The organism is Saccharopolyspora antiqui (assembly GCF_052246905.1).
GTDB lineage: Bacteria > Actinomycetota > Actinomycetes > Mycobacteriales > Pseudonocardiaceae > Saccharopolyspora.
This window is the reverse complement of record NZ_JBQQBO010000022.1, coordinates 33,112-49,252: the sequence shown is the minus strand read 5'-3', so window position 1 is coordinate 49,252 and position 16,141 is coordinate 33,112. Positions and strand designations below refer to the sequence as shown.

Annotated in this window: 12 protein-coding genes; 9 read left to right on the top strand and 3 right to left on the bottom strand. The window is 70.4% G+C overall.

Annotation, left to right across the window (positions count from 1 at the left end; translation table 11 throughout):
- Window positions 1-103 precede the first annotated feature (103 nt).
- Window positions 104-1,756, bottom strand: coding sequence for a thiamine pyrophosphate-binding protein (locus tag ACTWQN_RS28515; RefSeq protein WP_443206683.1), 1,653 nt, complete (start codon window positions 1,754-1,756; stop codon window positions 104-106).
- Between the two features lie 80 nt (window positions 1,757-1,836).
- Window positions 1,837-3,270, bottom strand: coding sequence for a sodium:solute symporter family protein (locus tag ACTWQN_RS28510; RefSeq protein WP_443206682.1), 1,434 nt, complete (start codon window positions 3,268-3,270; stop codon window positions 1,837-1,839).
- A 190-nt stretch (window positions 3,271-3,460) separates the two neighbouring features.
- Between ACTWQN_RS28510 and ACTWQN_RS28505 the strand changes: the two genes are divergently transcribed.
- From ACTWQN_RS28505 to ACTWQN_RS28465, 9 genes are all read left to right on the top strand, one after another.
- Entirely contained in the window at window positions 3,461-4,984 is a 1,524-nt protein-coding gene (locus ACTWQN_RS28505) for a PucR family transcriptional regulator (RefSeq protein ID WP_443206681.1), read from the top strand.
- A gap of 77 nt (window positions 4,985-5,061) precedes the next feature.
- Window positions 5,062-5,259: a DUF8847 domain-containing protein gene (locus tag ACTWQN_RS28500; RefSeq protein ID WP_443206680.1), complete on the top strand. Its 198-nt coding sequence runs from the start codon at window positions 5,062-5,064 to the stop codon at window positions 5,257-5,259.
- Between the two features lie 241 nt (window positions 5,260-5,500).
- Window positions 5,501-7,405: a methylmalonyl-CoA mutase family protein gene (locus ACTWQN_RS28495; RefSeq protein WP_443206679.1), complete on the top strand. Its 1,905-nt coding sequence runs from the start codon at window positions 5,501-5,503 to the stop codon at window positions 7,403-7,405.
- Complete coding sequence (gene scpA, locus ACTWQN_RS28490) at window positions 7,402-9,609, top strand: methylmalonyl-CoA mutase (protein ID WP_443206678.1); 2,208 nt, start codon at window positions 7,402-7,404, stop codon at window positions 9,607-9,609. The genes ACTWQN_RS28495 and scpA overlap by 4 nt, the downstream gene beginning before the upstream one ends.
- Window positions 9,610-9,611: 2 nt before the next feature.
- Window positions 9,612-10,598: a methylmalonyl Co-A mutase-associated GTPase MeaB gene (gene meaB / locus ACTWQN_RS28485; protein WP_443206677.1), complete on the top strand. Its 987-nt coding sequence runs from the start codon at window positions 9,612-9,614 to the stop codon at window positions 10,596-10,598.
- A 68-nt stretch (window positions 10,599-10,666) separates the two neighbouring features.
- A complete protein-coding gene (locus ACTWQN_RS28480) occupies window positions 10,667-11,260 on the top strand; it encodes a DUF4232 domain-containing protein (protein WP_443206676.1) in 594 nt (197 codons plus the stop codon).
- A 71-nt stretch (window positions 11,261-11,331) separates the two neighbouring features.
- Window positions 11,332-11,688, top strand: coding sequence for a GntR family transcriptional regulator (locus ACTWQN_RS28475; protein ID WP_443206675.1), 357 nt, complete (start codon window positions 11,332-11,334; stop codon window positions 11,686-11,688).
- A 426-nt stretch (window positions 11,689-12,114) separates the two neighbouring features.
- Window positions 12,115-13,308, top strand: a complete 1,194-nt coding sequence (locus tag ACTWQN_RS28470; RefSeq protein WP_443206674.1) for a cytochrome P450 — start codon at window positions 12,115-12,117, stop codon at window positions 13,306-13,308.
- Window positions 13,309-14,142: 834 nt separating this feature from the next.
- Entirely contained in the window at window positions 14,143-15,339 is a 1,197-nt protein-coding gene (locus ACTWQN_RS28465; protein WP_443206673.1) for a cytochrome P450, read from the top strand.
- A gap of 7 nt (window positions 15,340-15,346) precedes the next feature.
- Here the strand turns inward: ACTWQN_RS28465 and ACTWQN_RS28460 are convergent, their stop codons facing one another.
- Complete coding sequence (locus tag ACTWQN_RS28460; protein ID WP_443206672.1) at window positions 15,347-15,988, bottom strand: DUF305 domain-containing protein; 642 nt, start codon at window positions 15,986-15,988, stop codon at window positions 15,347-15,349.
- Window positions 15,989-16,141: the final 153 nt, after the last annotated feature.

Here is a 16,141-nt window from a genome sequence, read left to right as displayed (position 1 = left end):
CAGGCCTCCCAGAGAACGCCAGTGGGCAGAGTCTGAGAACCCGCGGCGGTGCAAGTGCCGTACGTGGGCTAAGCGGCTGGCGCCGCCTCAAAAAACAAGCCTCTCAGCGCTGGTCCAGGTGGGTGGGGGCGAACATGCGGAGCCGCTGCGGGAGGACCACGACGCTCGGGCCCGGGGTGCGCAGTGCGGCCGCCAGGTCCTGGCGGAGGCGCTCCGCGGTGGATTCGACGGCCGGGACGCCGAAGGCCGCCGCCAGCGCGACGAAGTCGGGTCGGGCCAGTTCGGTGCCGGTGGACTCGCCGAACGCGTCGGTCAGGTATTCGCGGAGGATGCCGTAACCGCCGTCGTCGACGATCAGCCACGTCACGTCGAGCCGGTGCTGCACGGCGGTCGCGAGTTCGGCGATGCCGTACATCGCCCCGCCGTCGCCGGAGACCGCCAGCACCGGGCCCGCGGTGGCGGCGGCCGCGCCGAGCGCGGCGGGCAGGCCGAAGCCGAGACCACCCGCGCCCTGCGCGCTGTGCAGCGGCGCACCGTCGGCGTTCCACGCCGACCAGGCCCAGTAGCCGAGGATCGTCATGTCCCAGAAGCTCGGCGTGCCCTCCGGCAGCGCGGCGCGGACCTCGGCGAGCACCCGCTGCTCCAAACCCAGGTCCTGTTCCCGCAACCGGGCCTGGATCTTCTTCCGCAACTCGGCCACCGCCTGCTCGGCGCGCCCGTCGGGTGTCCGGCGCGGCACCTTTTCCAGCAGCGCCGACAGCGCGAGTCCCGCGTCGGCGTGCAGGCCCAGCGCCGGGTAGTTCGATTCGAGCTTGCCCGCGTCGGCCTCCACCTGGATGATCCGGCCGCGCGGCGCGAAGCGGTGGTAGTTGCTCGACAGCTCACCCAGCCCGGATCCGAGCACCAGCAGCACATCGGCGGCGGCGAGGAACTCGGTGCTGTACCAGTCCTCCAGCCACGACTGCCCGGACAGCGGGTGCTCCCAGGGGAAGACGCCCTTGGCGCCGAAGGTGCTCAACACCGGGGCGCGCAGCGCTTCGGCCAGTTCGAGCAGCTGCCCGGCCGCTGCGGCGCGGGCCACGCCGCCCCCGGCCAAGATCACCGGCGACTCGGCGCCCGCGAGCAGCCGGGCGGCCTCGTCGATCAGCTCGGGCAGCGGATCGAGGCGGGCCGGGGCGGCGCTGATCCCGGTGATCGGCGGCAGCCCGGCGGGGGCGAGCAGGACGTCCTGCGGGATCTCCACCCACACCGGCCCGTACGGCGGGGTTGCCGCGGACTGCCACGCCGCGCGCAGCGCGCCGGGGATCTGGCTGGCCGTCCGCACCACGTGCACCGACTTCACCACGTCCCGGAAACTCGCCTGCTGGTCGAGGAGTTCGTGCAGGTAGCCGTGCCGACCACCGCCCAGGCCAGCCACCGGGACCTGGCTGGCGATGCCCAGCACCGGCACTGCTGCCGCCCGGGATTCCTGCAGCGACGACAGCGTCAGCAGCGCCCCCGGCCCGGTCGAGACGATCATCGGCGTGACCGGGACCGGGCCGCTCGGGTCGGCGGCCAGCCGGGCGCGGGCGTGGCCGTCGGCGGCGAAGGCGAGGTTGTTCTCCACCCGGGAGCTGATCACCCGCAGCTCGGGGGTCCGCCGCAGCGCGTCGAACAGGCCCAGCGCGTGCTGGCCGGGCAGTCCGAAGACCGTCTCGGCGCCGAGCGCGCGCAGCGCCTCGACCACCAGGTCACCGCCGATCCGACGGTCGGTCATGTCGTCCTCCAGATCATTTGCGATTTCGCGCGAAATCGGCACCCAGCAGCGGAACGCGGGACGAGCTCAACGACAGCCTCTCAGGCCTCGGCGGGGGCCGGTTCGGCGTCGGCGCCGCTGACGCGGCGGTTCCACGCCGCCAGCACCGCCGCGTCGGTGCGCGGCGTCAGCAGGCTCACCACGACGTAGCTGAGCAGGCTCGCGCCGAGACCGTAGTAGATCGGTTCGTTGGCCAGCAGGCCGTGCACCGCCATCGAGATGATCACCACCACCGACCCGACGACCATCGAGACCAGCGCTGCGGCGCGGGTGCCGCGCTTCCAGACCAGGGCACCGAGGATGGCCACCAGCAGCCCGCCGACCAGGATGTTGTAGGCCACCGTCAGCGCGGCGACCACGTCGTCCACCACCGCGGCGATGCTGATCGCCAGCACCCCGAGCACCAGCGTCGTGATCCGGTTCGCGGTGACCTCGGATCCGCCCGGCGCGCGGCGCAGCTTGGCCATGATGTCCGTGGTGGTCACCGTGGAGCAGGCGATCAGCGCACCGCTGGAGGTCGACATCAGCGCGGAGAGCGCGGCGGCCAGCACCAGGCCCCGGACGCCGGTCGGCAGCAGGTTCGCCACGATGGTCGCGAACGCGTCGTCGGCGTCGGCGAGGTTCGGGTACAGCGCCTTGGCCGCGGTGCCGATCAGCGCTCCCGCGAAGCCGTAGACCAGGCAGTACACCCCGGAGACCAGCCCACCGGCGGTCGCCACCCGCGGGCTGCGCGCGGTGAACACCCGCTGCCAGATGTCCTGGCCGATGAGCAGCCCGAACCCGTAGGTCAGCACGTAGGTGACGATCGTCGCGCCGCCGATGCTGGTCAGGTCCAGGAAGTCGGCCGGTACCCGACTCGCCAGCCCGTCGCCGCCGCCGACCGCGACCAGCGCCACCGGCAGCAGGACCACCAGGATGCCGATGGTCTTGATGACGAACTGCGCGATGTCGGTGAGCGTGATCGACCACATCCCGCCGAGCACCGAGTAGAGCACCACGATGGATCCGCCGATGGCGATGCCGACGACGCTCGGGATGTCGAACAGCACGTGGAAGATGGTGGCGAAGGACAGCATCGAGGTCACCGTGAGCATCAGCGTGTAGCCCCACATCACCACACCGGCGATCACGGTCGACGACCCGCCGTAGCGGAGGTCGAGCATCTCCGAAACGGTGTAGACGCGCAGTTTCACCAGCCGCCGCGCGAAGAACGCGTGCAGCGCCAGGATGCCGAGTCCGATCGTCAACACCAGCCAGGCGCCGGAGATGCCGTGCGTGTAGCCGAGCCCGACGCCGCCGATGGTGGACGCGCCGCCGAGCACGATCGCCGACATGGTGCCGGAGTACATGAACCAGCCGAGCCGCCGACCGGCGACGAGGTAGTCGCTCTTGGTGCGGGCCAGGCGCATGCCGATCCAGCCGATGCCGATCATCCCGACGATGTAGAGCGCGATCACCGCGTAGTCACCGACCACGGCGGCCTCCTTGGTGGAAGTGGATCCCGAGTGGGGAAATCGAGCACTGCGGCGCGAGAAGCACGCACCGGTGCGCCCGGCGGGGTCGGCGAACGAGCCGGACCACTGCCGTTGTCGCAACACCGTAGGCCTGGACGACCACCGGCGACATGGGACGATCCGTCCTGGTTCGATCTAGGCTCTGGTCCCTATGACCAGTGGTGTCGTTTCCGCTGCCATTCCGCTGCGGGCGGTCGTCGACGATCCGGGGCTCGCCCTGGACGTCGTCGCGGACAGCATCCGCCCCGGCGCCTTCGACCTGCCGGTGCGCTGGGCGCACGTCAGCGAGCTGCGCGATCCGGCCCCGTACCTGCTGGGTGACGAGTTGCTGCTGACCGCGGGCGTGAACCTCGCCGTCGAGCGGGAAGACGTCGACCGCTACGTCCGGGGCCTGCTCGACGCCGGGGTCACCGCGCTGGGTTTCGGCCTGACGCCGCCGATGCACGAGGAACTGCCGGAGTCGCTTCGCGCCGCGTGCGTGCGGCACGGTCTGCCGCTGCTCGTGGTCGCGCAGCGCACGCCGTTCCTGGCGATCAGCCGGGCCGTCGCGGTCGCGCTCGCCGAGGCCGAGCAACGCGACCAGCGGCGGGCGGCCGTCGCGCGGGAGGCCCTGACCAAGGCGGCCGTCGACGGCCTGGTCCCGTTGATCCGGGAACTCGCGCAGCGGTTGGGCGGTTGGGTCGCCCTGGTCGGGGCGCGCGACGAGCCGGTCGCCGAGCACCGCGCACCGGCACCGTGGCCGCCCGCCGAACTGCCGGAGCTGCTCGCCCGGCTGCGCACCGGTCGCGGGCCCCGCACCGCCACCACCGAGCTGCCCGATGGGACTTCCGTGCTGGCGCAACCCGTTTCGCCGCAGGCGACGGCCTCGCACCTGCTCGTCGTCGGCCGCCGGACCCGCTTCGACGGCGCCGAGCGAGCGATCATCGCCGTCGGCGCGGGGCTGCTCGGCCTGGCGGACCGCTCCGGAACGGGAACCGCCGCGCTCGGTGCGGCCACCACCTCGCTGCTGTTGCACAGCGCGTCGCCCACCGACGTGCTGCGCGGCGTGCTGCCGGTTGATCGCTATCGCGTGGTCGCCGGAGCCGCGCTGCGTCGGCGGCCGAAGGACCGCGCCGCCGACCACGACTGGTTGAGCGCCCGCCTGCGGACGCCGCTGGTGCGGCTCGCCGACGACGGCGGCTTCACCGCGATCGTCGGCACCGCGCCCGATCCGGAGGTCGTCGCCGGGATGCGCGAGCAGGGCTGGCTGGTGGTGGTCGGCCGGGCGCACGACGCGGCGGCGCTGCCGCAGGCGATGCGGGAGGTCGAGAACCTGCTGCACCGCGCCCAGGCGCTCGACCGCCCGATCCTGGCCGACAGCACCGGACTCGGACTGTCCACAGTGGTCGAATCGGCTTCGGCGGAAGCCTTCGCCGCCGAGGTGCTCGGTCCGCTGCACCGGCTCGACCCGGACCAGCGCAGCGGCGGCCTGTTCGACACGCTGCGCGTCTGGCTCGCCCACCACGGCAGCTGGGAGCGGACCTCGACCGCGCTCGGCGTGCACCGCAACAGCGTGCGGCACCGCATCGGGCAGGTGGAACGGACGCTGGGGGTGGATCTCGGCGACCCGGAAGTTCGGATGGAATTGTGGTTCGCGCTGCGCTGGTGTCGCGCCCCCGAGATCGGAGACCATTGAACGGAGACACCGGACTGGGACTCTGGACTGGGCCCACCGGACCGGGCAGCAGACCTGCGTACGGGAGGAGGCGTGTCATGGCGAGCCGGAACGTGCGTTTCGTCGGGGGACCGTTGGACGGTCGGGTCCAGGACCTCCGCGATTCGGAAGCGGTCGCGGGTCGGCTGTTGCGCCACATCCACCTGCACGACGGCCCGAAGATCGAAACCCACTACGAACTGCACTACACCCCGGAAACGGGCTGGGTCTACCACGTCTGCGGCCGCCAGCCGTAAGCCCCGCACCTGAACACATTTCACGTAACGCCACGAGCAGCGCCGTTCTCCGTTCGGGTGACAGGTGAAGGGCACCTTTCGCCAAGTTGGTAGAAGGTGCCCTTCACCTCGTCTTCATCGGGTGAACCCGTGGTGTTGGTGGGTGGGGCGCGCAATTGTTGATGGTCCACAAAACTGCTTGGGACGCGTGTCACAGGTCTGATCAGGTTGGGTTCGGGGGCACCGGCCTACCATCTGTCCCATGGTGGCGCACTCGACGTCGAGCGGCGGCAGCCCGCAGCCCGCCCACACCGTGGAGCCGGGGCGCGCGACGGCCCCGCACGAACGCAGTCCGGAACCGACCCGCGAGCAGTGGCGGGCCCAGGTCGAGAAGGTGCTGCGGCGCTCCGGGCTGCTCGGTGAGCAGACACCGCCGGGACCGGTCGAAGACGCACTGGCCTCGTCCACCTACGACGGCATCACCGTGCACCCGCTGTACACCGAAGGCCCGGCGGAGGTCGGTGTGCCTGGGCTGGCGCCGTTCGTGCGCGGCAGCCGCCCGCAGGGCAGCGTCGCCGAGGGCTGGGACGTGCGGCAGCGGCACGAGAACCCGGACGCGGCCGAAACCAACCGGGAGATCTTGGCGGATCTCTACAACGGGGTGTCGTCGCTGTGGCTGCGGCTGGGGCCCGGTGGGCTGGCCGTGGACGACCTCGCCGACGCGCTCGTCGGAGTCCACCTCGACATGATCGGCGTGACCCTGGACGCGGGTGCCGAATTCGCCGCCGCCAGCGACGCCTTCCTGGCGCTGGCCGCCGAGCAGGGCCTGCGCGCCCACGCGCTGCGCGGCAACCTCGGCGCCGACCCGCTCGGGGTGCGGGCCCGCACCGGCGAAGTCGGCGACCGCAACGGCGCGGTCGCGCTGGCCCGCCGCTGCGCGGCGGAGTTCCCGGAGCTGAAGGCGCTGGTCGTGGACGGTTTGCCGTACCACGACGCGGGCGGATCGGATGCCCAGGAGCTGGGCTGCGCGCTGGCCGTCGCCACGACCTACCTGCGGTGGCTGACCGATGCCGGGCTGGACATCGACACCGCCGCCGGGCTGCTGGAGTTCCGCTTCGCCGCCACCGCCGACCAGTTCCTGACCATCGCCAAGTTCCGCGCCGCGCGGCGGCTGTGGGAGCAGGTGACCCGCTCCAGCGGCGCGTCGGAGTCGGCGCGCGCGCAGTCGCAGCACGCGGTGACCTCGGCGGCGATGCTGACCCGGCGCGATCCGTGGGTGAACATGCTGCGCACCACCATCGCGACCTTCGCGGCCGGGATGGGCGGCGCCCAGGCGGTGACCGCGCTGCCGTTCGACGCCGCGATCGGCCTGCCGGATGCCTTCGCGCGACGCATCGCCCGCAACACCCAGTCGCTGCTGCTGGCGGAATCGCACCTGGCGCAGGTGATCGACCCAGCGGGCGGATCCTGGTACGTCGAGTCGCTGACCGACGAACTGGCGCGCACCGCCTGGCGGTGGTTCCAGCAGATCGAGGCGGCCGGGGGGCTGCCCGCCGCGCTGGAATCCGGTCTGATCGCCGACCGGCTGGCCGCGACCTGGGCCGAGCGCCGCGCCGCGATCGCGCGCCGCGCGGACGCGATCACCGGTGTCAGCGAGTTCCCGAACTTGGACGAGCCGCCGTTGGCGCGGGCGCCCGCCCCCGAGCAGCCTTCGGGCGGTCTGCCGGTGCACCGCTACGCCGAGGACTTCGAGCGGCTGCGCGACGCCGCCGATGCGCACCTGGCCGCCACCGGCAGCAGGCCCGCGGTGTTCCTCGCGACGCTCGGCTCGCTCGCCGAGCACAACGCCCGCGCGTCGTTCGCGCGGAACCTGTTGGCCGCTGGTGGGATCGAGGCCCCCGACGCCGGAGCCACCGAGTCCACTGAGGACGTTCTCGCCGCCTACCCCGGCGCACCGGTGGTGTGCCTGTGCTCCAGCGGCGCGGTTTACGCCGAACGCGCCGTGGACACCGCGCGAGCGCTGCGGGACGCTGGCGCGCAGCGCGTGCTGTTGGCCGGGAAACCGAGCGATCCGGCACCGGCGGGCGTCGACGGGTTCATCTTCGCCGGATGCGATGCGCTGGCCGTGCTCACCGATGTCCAGGCCAGGATTGGAGTGGGGAAATGACGCAGATCCCGAACTTCGCCGATGTCGCGCTGGACACCCCGGTCGTCCCCGCCGACCCGGCGCGGTGGCAGCAGGCGCTGCTGGCCGCCACCGGCAAGGACGCCGACGCGTTGGTGTGGGAAGCGCCGGAAGGCATCGGCATCAAGCCGCTGTACGCCCCGGCCGACGTCGCGGGACTGGACTTCCCGCACACCTATCCGGGTCTGGCGCCGTTCCTGCGCGGGCCGTACCCGACGATGTACGTCAACCAGCCGTGGACGATCCGGCAGTACGCCGGGTTCTCCACCGCCGAGGAGTCCAACGCCTTCTACCGCCGCAACCTGGCCGCCGGGCAGAAGGGCCTGTCGGTGGCCTTCGACCTGGCCACCCACCGCGGCTACGACTCCGACCATCCGCGGGTGGCCGGTGATGTCGGCATGGCCGGAGTGGCGATCGACTCGATCTTCGACATGCGGCAGCTCTTCGACGGCATCCCGCTGGACCGGATGAGCGTGTCGATGACCATGAACGGTGCCGTGCTGCCGGTGATGGCGCTCTACATCGTCGCCGCCGAGGAGCAGGGCGTCGCACCGGAGCAGCTCGCCGGGACCATCCAGAACGACATCCTCAAGGAGTTCATGGTCCGCAACACCTACATCTACCCGCCGCAGCCGTCGATGCGGATCATCTCCGACATCTTCGCCTACACCTCGCAGCGGATGCCGAAGTTCAACTCCATCTCGATCTCCGGCTACCACATCCAGGAGGCCGGGGCGACCGCCGACCTGGAGCTGGCCTACACCCTCGCCGACGGTGTCGAGTACCTGCGCGCCGGACGCCAGGCCGGGCTGGACATCGACTCCTTCGCGCCCCGCCTGTCGTTCTTCTGGGGCATCGGGATGAACTTCGCGATGGAGGTCGCCAAGCTCCGCGCCGCCCGCCTGCTGTGGTCGAAGCTGGTGGCGACCAACGAGGCGAGCAACCCGAAATCGCTGTCGCTGCGCACCCATTCGCAGACCTCCGGCTGGTCGCTGACCGCCCAGGACGTCTACAACAACGTGGTGCGCACCTGCGTCGAGGCGATGGCCGCCACCCAGGGCCACACCCAGTCGCTGCACACCAACGCGCTCGACGAAGCCCTCGCCCTCCCAACGGATTTCTCCGCCCGCATCGCCCGCAACACCCAGCTGGTGCTGCAACAGGAATCCGGCACCACGCGGGTCATCGACCCGTGGGGTGGCAGCTACTACCTGGAGCGCCTCACCGCCGACCTCGCCGAACGCGCCTGGGCGCACATCGATGAGGTCGAGAACGCCGGGGGCATGGCGCAGGCCATCGACGCCGGGATCCCCAAACTGCGCATCGAGGAGGCGGCGGCCCGCACCCAGGCCCGCATCGACTCCGGGCGGCAGCCGCTGATCGGCGTCAACAAGTACCGCTACGACGGCGACGAGCAGATCGACGTGCTCAAAGTGGACAATGCCGGGGTCCGCGCGCAGCAGTTGGCGAAACTTCGGCTGCTGCGGGACGAACGCGACAGCGCGGCCTGCGAGGACGCACTGCGCCGCCTCACCGCCGCCGCCGAGGCATCGCTGTCGGACGAGCGGCCGAACGACCTGGCGCACAACCTGCTCACCCTCGCCGTCGACGCGGCGCGGGCGAAGGCGACCGTCGGCGAGATCTCGGATGCGCTGGAGAAGGTTTTCGGCCGCCACTCCGGGCAGATCCGTACGATCAGCGGCGTGTACCGGGACGAGTCGGGGCCCTCGGAGCGGTTGGAGACCGCCCGCCAGCAGGTCGCCGACTTCGCGGTGGCCGAGGGACGCCGACCGCGCATCCTGGTCGCCAAGATGGGGCAGGACGGCCACGACCGCGGGCAGAAGGTGATCGCCACCGCCTTCGCCGACCTCGGCTTCGACGTCGACGTGGGCCCGCTGTTCCAGACCCCGCCCGAGGTGGCCAGGCAGGCTGCCGAGGCCGATGTGCACATCGTCGGCGTCTCCAGCCTCGCCGCCGGGCACCTCACCCTGGTGCCCGCACTGCGCGATGAGCTGCGCGAACTCGGCCGCGACGACATCATGATCGTCGTCGGCGGGGTCATCCCACCGGCCGACTTCGACGCCCTCCGGCAGGCCGGGGCCAGCGCGATCTTCCCGCCCGGCACGGTGATCGCCGACGCCGCGCTCGGCCTGCTCGACGAACTCCGCACCCGACTCGACCACTGACCATGCCCCGAACCATCGACGTCCAGGACTACGCCAAGGGCGTGCTCGCCGGTTCCCGCACCAAGCTGGCGCAGGCGATCACCCTGGTGGAGTCCACTCGCGCGGATCACCGCGCACTGGCCCAGGAACTGCTCGTCGAACTGCTGCCGCACAGCGGCGGGGCGCACCGGGTCGGCATCACCGGGGTGCCGGGCGTTGGCAAATCGACGTTCATCGAGTCGCTGGGTTCGATGCTCACCGCGGCGGGGCACCGCGTCGCGGTGCTCGCGGTCGACCCGTCGTCGACCCGCAGCGGCGGCAGCATCCTCGGCGACAAGACCCGGATGGGTCGGCTGGCGACCGACCCGGCGGCGTTCGTCCGGCCGTCACCGTCAGCGGGCACGCTCGGCGGTGTCGCGCGCGCGACCCGCGAGACGATCCTGCTGATGGAGGCGGCCGGTTTCGACGTGGTGCTGGTGGAAACCGTCGGCGTCGGCCAGTCCGAGGTGACCGTGGCGGGCATGGTCGACTGCTTCCTGCTGCTCACCCTCGCCCGCTCCGGCGACCAGTTGCAGGGCATCAAGAAAGGCGTGCTGGAGCTGGCGGATGTCATCGCGGTCAACAAGGCCGACGGCGACCACGCGGCCGAAGCCCGCAAGGCCGCGCGCGAGCTGCGCAGCGCCCTGCGGCTGCTCACCCCGCTCAGCGCCACCTGGACGCCACCGGTGCTGACCTGCAGCGGTCTGCAGGGGCTCGGGCTGGATGCGGTGTGGGGGCAGATCGAGCAGCACCGGGCGGTGCTGGCCGAAACCGGCGAACTGGCCGAGAAGCGCAGCCGCCAGCAGGTCGAGTGGATCTGGGCGCTGGTGCGCGACCAGCTGATGTCGGACCTGGCCAACCACCCGGGGGTGCGGTCGATCGTGGGCGAGGTGGAAACCCAGGTGCGGGCTGGAGAACTCACCGCGAGCCTCGCCGCCGAGCGGCTGCTCGATGCCTTCCGGAAATCCTGAACCCGCGCGCAACCTCCCGGCGTCCGATGCGTCCAGTGATCAACAGTCCGACACTGGAAGGAAAGAAATTGCGACGCCACCAAGCTCTCCGGGCCACCACCGCCGTCCTAGCCCTGGCCGCGACGGCCGGACTGGCCGCCTGCGCGCCGTCCCCGGCTCCCGTCTCGCCGTCCGCGCCGGGGGCGCCACGGGCCGGTATCGCGCCCGGTGAGTCCGCGATGCATGGCAGTGACCAGCCGTCCGAGGATCCGGGAGAGGGCACCGGTTTCGGCAAGTGCTCCGCCGAAACGCTGTCGATGCGCGTCGAGTACCACGGCGACGAGGACGTGGCCCGCAGCGCCGACCTGTTCATCGCCAACGTCGGCACCAAAGCCTGCAACCTGCCCGGCTTCCCGGAACTGGCGTTCTACGACGCGAACAACCAGCCGATCAGCATCCCGACCTCGACGATCGGGGAGAGCCAGTCGTTGCTGGAGATCAAGCCGGGCGAACGGTTCTCCGCGCCGCTGGGCTGGTCGTCGAGCCCGGAATCCTCGCCCTGCGTCACACCGAAGACCGTCGGCGTGACGCCGCCGAACACCTCGGAGCAGAAGCAGATCCCGTGGACCGGCGCAGTGGTGTGCGCCAACGGCATCTCGATTTCCCCTTACCAGCGCGCCTGACCCGCCGCGAGTCCACGTAGGACCCGGGCCGATACTGGCCAGGCCAAAAGCCTCGACCTGGGACGGCAGCCATGCGGATCAGCGTTGACCACACCTCCGACGTTCCCCCCTTCGAACAGGTGCGGTCGGCGATAGCGGAGCAGATCAACAGGGGTGAACTGCCGGTGGGCGCGAAGCTCCCAACGGTCCGAGCCCTGGCGAGCGACCTGGGCATCGCGGCCAACACGGCGGCGAAGGCCTACCGCGAACTGGAACACGCTGGCCTGCTCGAAACCCGCGGCCGCGCGGGAACCTTCGTCAGCAGCGCGGGCGACGAGGCAGCAACCCGCGCCGCCGAAGCAGCGCAAACCTACGCCCAGATCACCCGCGCCTTGGGCATCTCCCGAGACGAAGCGCTGTCCATGGTCCGAGCCGCCCTGGAAGCGTGATTTTGCCGGGCTGAAGGGCACCTTTGACCGGCATACTTGGTCAAAGGTGCCCTTCACCCACCACCTGATCAGGTGTTGGGTTGTGCCCAGGTCTCGGCGGCGGGGCGTGGTGGGCGTGACAGGTGAGGGGCACCCGTGACCAACTAACCGGGCCACGGGTGCCCCTCACCTTCAGCCGGACCAATGCGCTGCGCCGGTCGGTGGCCGGTTCCGCTGATCAGGCGGTTTTTGTTGGGGTGCAATGGGATTCGTCACCCGAAAATCGGACCGGTTGGTGGTCGCCCAAAGATCATCCGCTCGGTAGCCTCCATCGCGAACCGCGGGATCCAGGTCGCCGGAGGGCCGTGTTCCGGCGGGCTGCGCCTTTTCGGCGACCGCGGCTCATCGTGTTGCGACTCTCCGGTGGGTTCCTCGTAGGGAGGCGTTTTGCGCGCAGCTGGAGTCGATCTCCTTCCGGTGTTTCCGTTCAGCGATCCCGATGCCACGTTCGCCCGGCTGCGTGCCGTGCAGCCCGTTTCGCGGGTGCTGCTGGCCGGTCAGCCGGTTTGGCTGATCACCCGTTACCAGGACGCGCAGTCGGTGTTCCTCGACCCGCGATTCAGCTTGGCGCGGGCCGCCGATCCGGACGTCCCGAGGCTCGGCACCTTCGAACCTCGACCCGGCCTGCTGCTGTCCATGGATCCGCCGGAGCACACCCGGTTGCGCAAGCTGGTGACGAAGGTGTTCACCGCGCGGCGCATCGAGCAGTTGCGGCCGCACGTGCAGAACACGGTGGACGGCTTGCTGGACCGCCTCGCCACCACGTCGCCGCCGGTCGATCTGATCGAGAACTTCACCGCGTCGCTGCCCATCGAGATCATCTGCGAAATGCTCGGAGTGCCCTGCGAAGACCGGCCCCGGTTCCAGGAGTGGACCGAACTGATCATGACCGTCTCCGGCCGGTCGCGCGCCGAAGTCCAGGCCGGTTGGGCGCGGATGACCGACTACATCGCCGGGTTGGTCGCCGAGAAGCGGCAGCGCCCGACCGACGACCTGCTCAGCTCGCTCATCGCCGCCCGCGACCAGGGCGACAAGCTCGACGAGAACGAACTCGTCCTCTTCGGAATCGTGCTGCTCGTCGCCGGGCACGAGACCACCAAGAACCAGCTGACCAACTCGGTGGTCATGCTGCTCGCCGAGCATCCCGACCAATGGCACCGGCTGGTCGAGCAACCCGAACTCGTGCCGTCGGCGATCGAAGAACTGCTGCGCCTGGTGCCGCTGTTCGGCTCGGACGTGACATTCCCTCGGGTCGCCACCGCGGAAGTCGAGTTGGGTGGCGTGACCATCGGCGCGGGCGACACCGTGCTCGTCTCGCTCACCTCGGCCAACCGCGATGCTGCCGCCTTCGACGCCCCGGAGGTCTTCGACCCCGAGCGCACCGACAACCGACACCTGGCCTTCGGCAACGGCATCCACCGCTGCCTCGGCGCCCAACTGGCCAAGATCGAGCTCGAAATCGGCCTCGGCGGGCTGCTCCGGCGGTTCCCGCACCTGGAACTCGACGTCGACGTCGACGAACTGCCGTGGAACACCGGTGGCTTCATCCGCGGCCTGCACGCCCTGCCGGTCAGGTGGTGAGCGGAGGTCAGCCACCTCGATCCGCAGGGCTCGCATGGTGTTGACCACACCTCGGACGTACCGCCCTTCGAACAGGTTACGGAGCAGATCAACAGCGACGAACACACGGCGGCGAAGGCCTACCGCGAACTGGAACACGCTGGCCTGCTCGACACCCGCAGCCGCGCGGGAACCTTCGTCAGCGACGCGGGCAACCAAGCGGCAGCCCGAGCAGCAGAAGCCGCCGCCACCCACTCCCGGATCACCCCGCCCTCGGCATCCCGAAAGAACAAGCCCTGGCCATCGTCCGAGCCGCCCTGAAAGCGTGATCTTTTCCGAGTGAAGGGCACCTTTGACCGACTTACCCGGTCAAAGGTGCCCTTCACTCATGAGCGGAGATCACGATTAGGAGCGGGGTGGCGGTGTCGCATTCCTTTTTGCGAGCGGGAGATCAGGGTCCGGTGGACGCTGGGAGACGGCCCGTTGCGGGCCAGGCGTGCCTACCGGGACGCGTGGCTCAGAGAACGCCAGCGCCATTAACCCGCAGGGCCACCGAATTCGATGGTTGCGGTGCCCGCGCACCGACATGCGACACGGTCAGTAACTGGGTGCGACTGTTCAGGTGATGGATTTGGACTGCGGTGCAACGGGTTTCGTCACTCAAATTTCGGATGGGCCGTTGGTCGCCGACCCACCGCCGGGCTCGGTACGCTGCGCAGGAACTGCCTGTTTTGTCCGAAATTTCTGGGGTTTCGGGGAATTTCACCGGTTGGCATATTCCGTCGAATCGGGTCGTCCGCCAACGGTTTCGGCTGCCCTGATGCGCTTGCCGGTTCCCCTTGAGAGGAGGGCGTTGTGCGTGCCGAAAGCGATCTTCCGGTTTTTCCCCTGAGCGACGCTGGTGGTGACGACGGCCTTCGGATCTCCCGGTTGCAGGCCGCCGCGGATCCCGTTTCGCGCGTGCGACTTTCCGGCCAACCCGTTTGGCTGGTGACCCGGTACGCCGAAGCGCACGCCGTGCTCGTCGACACGCGGTTCAGCCTTGCCCGCGCCACCGATCCGGGCATTCCGCGCCTGGGCACCTTCGAACCACCGCCCGGCCTGCTGGTGTGCACCGATCCGCCGGAGCACACCCGGTTGCGCAAGCTGGTGGCCAAGGTGTTCACGGCGCGGCGCATCGAGCAGTTGCGCCCGCGCGTGCAGGAAGTGGTGGCCGGGCTGCTGGACCGGCTCGCCGCCATGTCGCCACCGGTCGACCTGATCGAGCACTTCACCGCCCCCCTGCCCATCGAGATCATCTGCGAGATGCTGGGGGTGCCCCACACGGACCGACCGCGCTTCCAGGACTGGACCGAGCGGCTCCTCACCACCAGCGGCTTGCCCCGCGACGAGGTCCAGGCCGGGTGGACGCGGATGGGCGAGTACGTCGCGGGGCTGGCCGCCGAGAAGCGGCGCAACCCCGGCGACGACCTGCTCAGCGCGCTCACCGAGGCCCACGACGAGGGCGACAAGTTGGACCAGAACGAGCTGGTCCTCTTCGGAATCGGGCTGCTCGTCGCCGGGCACGACACCACGAAGAACCAGCTGGCCAACTCGGTCGTCGTGCTGCTCGACGAACACCCGGACCAGTGGCGGCGGCTGGTCGAGCACCCCGAGCTCGTGCCGACGGCGGTCGACGAGCTGCTGCGGTACGTGCCGCTGTGCGGCCACGACGTGACCTTCCCCAGGGTCGCCACGGCGAAGGTGGAACTGGGCGGCGCGACCATCGAGGAAGGCGACACCGTGCTCGTGGCGCTGGCCGCCGCCAACCGCGACGCGGCGGCGTTCGACGACCCGGACGCCTTCGACCCCGCGCGCGCCGAGAACCGGCACCTCGCCTTCGGCGGCGGAATACACCGCTGCCTCGGCGCGCAACTGGCGAAGATCGAACTCGAAGTCGGCCTCGGCGACCTCCTCCAGCGCTTCCCCCAGCTGGAGGTTGCGACCGACGAACTCCTTTGGAAGACCGGGGTATTCATCCGCGGCCTGCACGCCCTGCCGGTCAGGTGGTGAGCGGAGGTCAGCCCACCTCGATCTGCAGGGCTCGCATGGTGTTGATCTCGTCCTGCTGGGTGACCAGGACGTCCTGGGCCATCTCGTGGACCTGTTCCTCGCGGCCTTCGGTGAGGAAATCGGTGGCCATGGTGAGCGCGCCCTCGTGGTGGGCGATCATCAGCTGCAGGAAGAGCCGGTCGAAGTCGGCGCCTCGGGACGCCGCGAGCTGGGCGAGCTGTTCCGGCGTCGCCATGCCCGGCATGTCCGCCATACCGGTCATGTCCGCCATCCCCGGCATGCCCGCGTGCTCGTGACCGCCGTGCTCGTCGAGGCCCCGGCTGGCCAGCCAGCCCTGCATGGCGCTGATCTCCGGGCCCTGCGCCGCGCCGATCCGGTCGGACAGCGAGCGGAGCTTGGCGTTCGCGGCGCGTTCCGGGGAAAGCGCGGTCAGCTGCACGGCCTGCTGGTGGTGCGCGATCATCTTGCGCAGGTAGTCCGCCTCGACTTCGACCGGCTGACTCGGCTTCGGTGTGACGCTGGCCACCACCTGCGGCTCGTCACCCGGCGCTCCCGGCAGCACCACCGCCGGCGATGTCTGCTCGGCGGCACATCCACCGATCACACCCGCTGCCAGCAGCAACGCAAATCCGGTGGCTAACCGACGCATCTGACAATCCTCCTTCTACCGGGCCAAATGCCCCCAGGCGGCCTATTGGGGTGGCAAGCGGACATCACGATACTGATCATCGGCGGCGCCTCGGTACCGCTGATTGCGACTGCCCTGATCCGGGGCAGCAACTTCAGCCCAGCATGGGGGTGG

Excerpts from the sequence above, each read along its gene's own strand:
- ACTWQN_RS28475 (WP_443206675.1), top strand. The coding sequence starts at position 11,332 with ATGCGGATCAGCGTTGACCACACCTCCGACGTTCCCCCCTTCGAACAG.
- meaB (WP_443206677.1), top strand. The coding sequence starts at position 9,612 with ATGCCCCGAACCATCGACGTCCAGGACTACGCCAAGGGCGTGCTCGCC.
- ACTWQN_RS28500 (WP_443206680.1), top strand. The coding sequence starts at position 5,062 with ATGGCGAGCCGGAACGTGCGTTTCGTCGGGGGACCGTTGGACGGTCGG.
- ACTWQN_RS28505 (WP_443206681.1), top strand. The coding sequence starts at position 3,461 with ATGACCAGTGGTGTCGTTTCCGCTGCCATTCCGCTGCGGGCGGTCGTC.
- ACTWQN_RS28495 (WP_443206679.1), top strand. The coding sequence starts at position 5,501 with ATGGTGGCGCACTCGACGTCGAGCGGCGGCAGCCCGCAGCCCGCCCAC.
- ACTWQN_RS28460 (WP_443206672.1), bottom strand. The coding sequence starts at position 15,988 with ATGCGTCGGTTAGCCACCGGATTTGCGTTGCTGCTGGCAGCGGGTGTG.
- scpA (WP_443206678.1), top strand. The coding sequence starts at position 7,402 with ATGACGCAGATCCCGAACTTCGCCGATGTCGCGCTGGACACCCCGGTC.
- ACTWQN_RS28515 (WP_443206683.1), bottom strand. The coding sequence starts at position 1,756 with ATGACCGACCGTCGGATCGGCGGTGACCTGGTGGTCGAGGCGCTGCGC.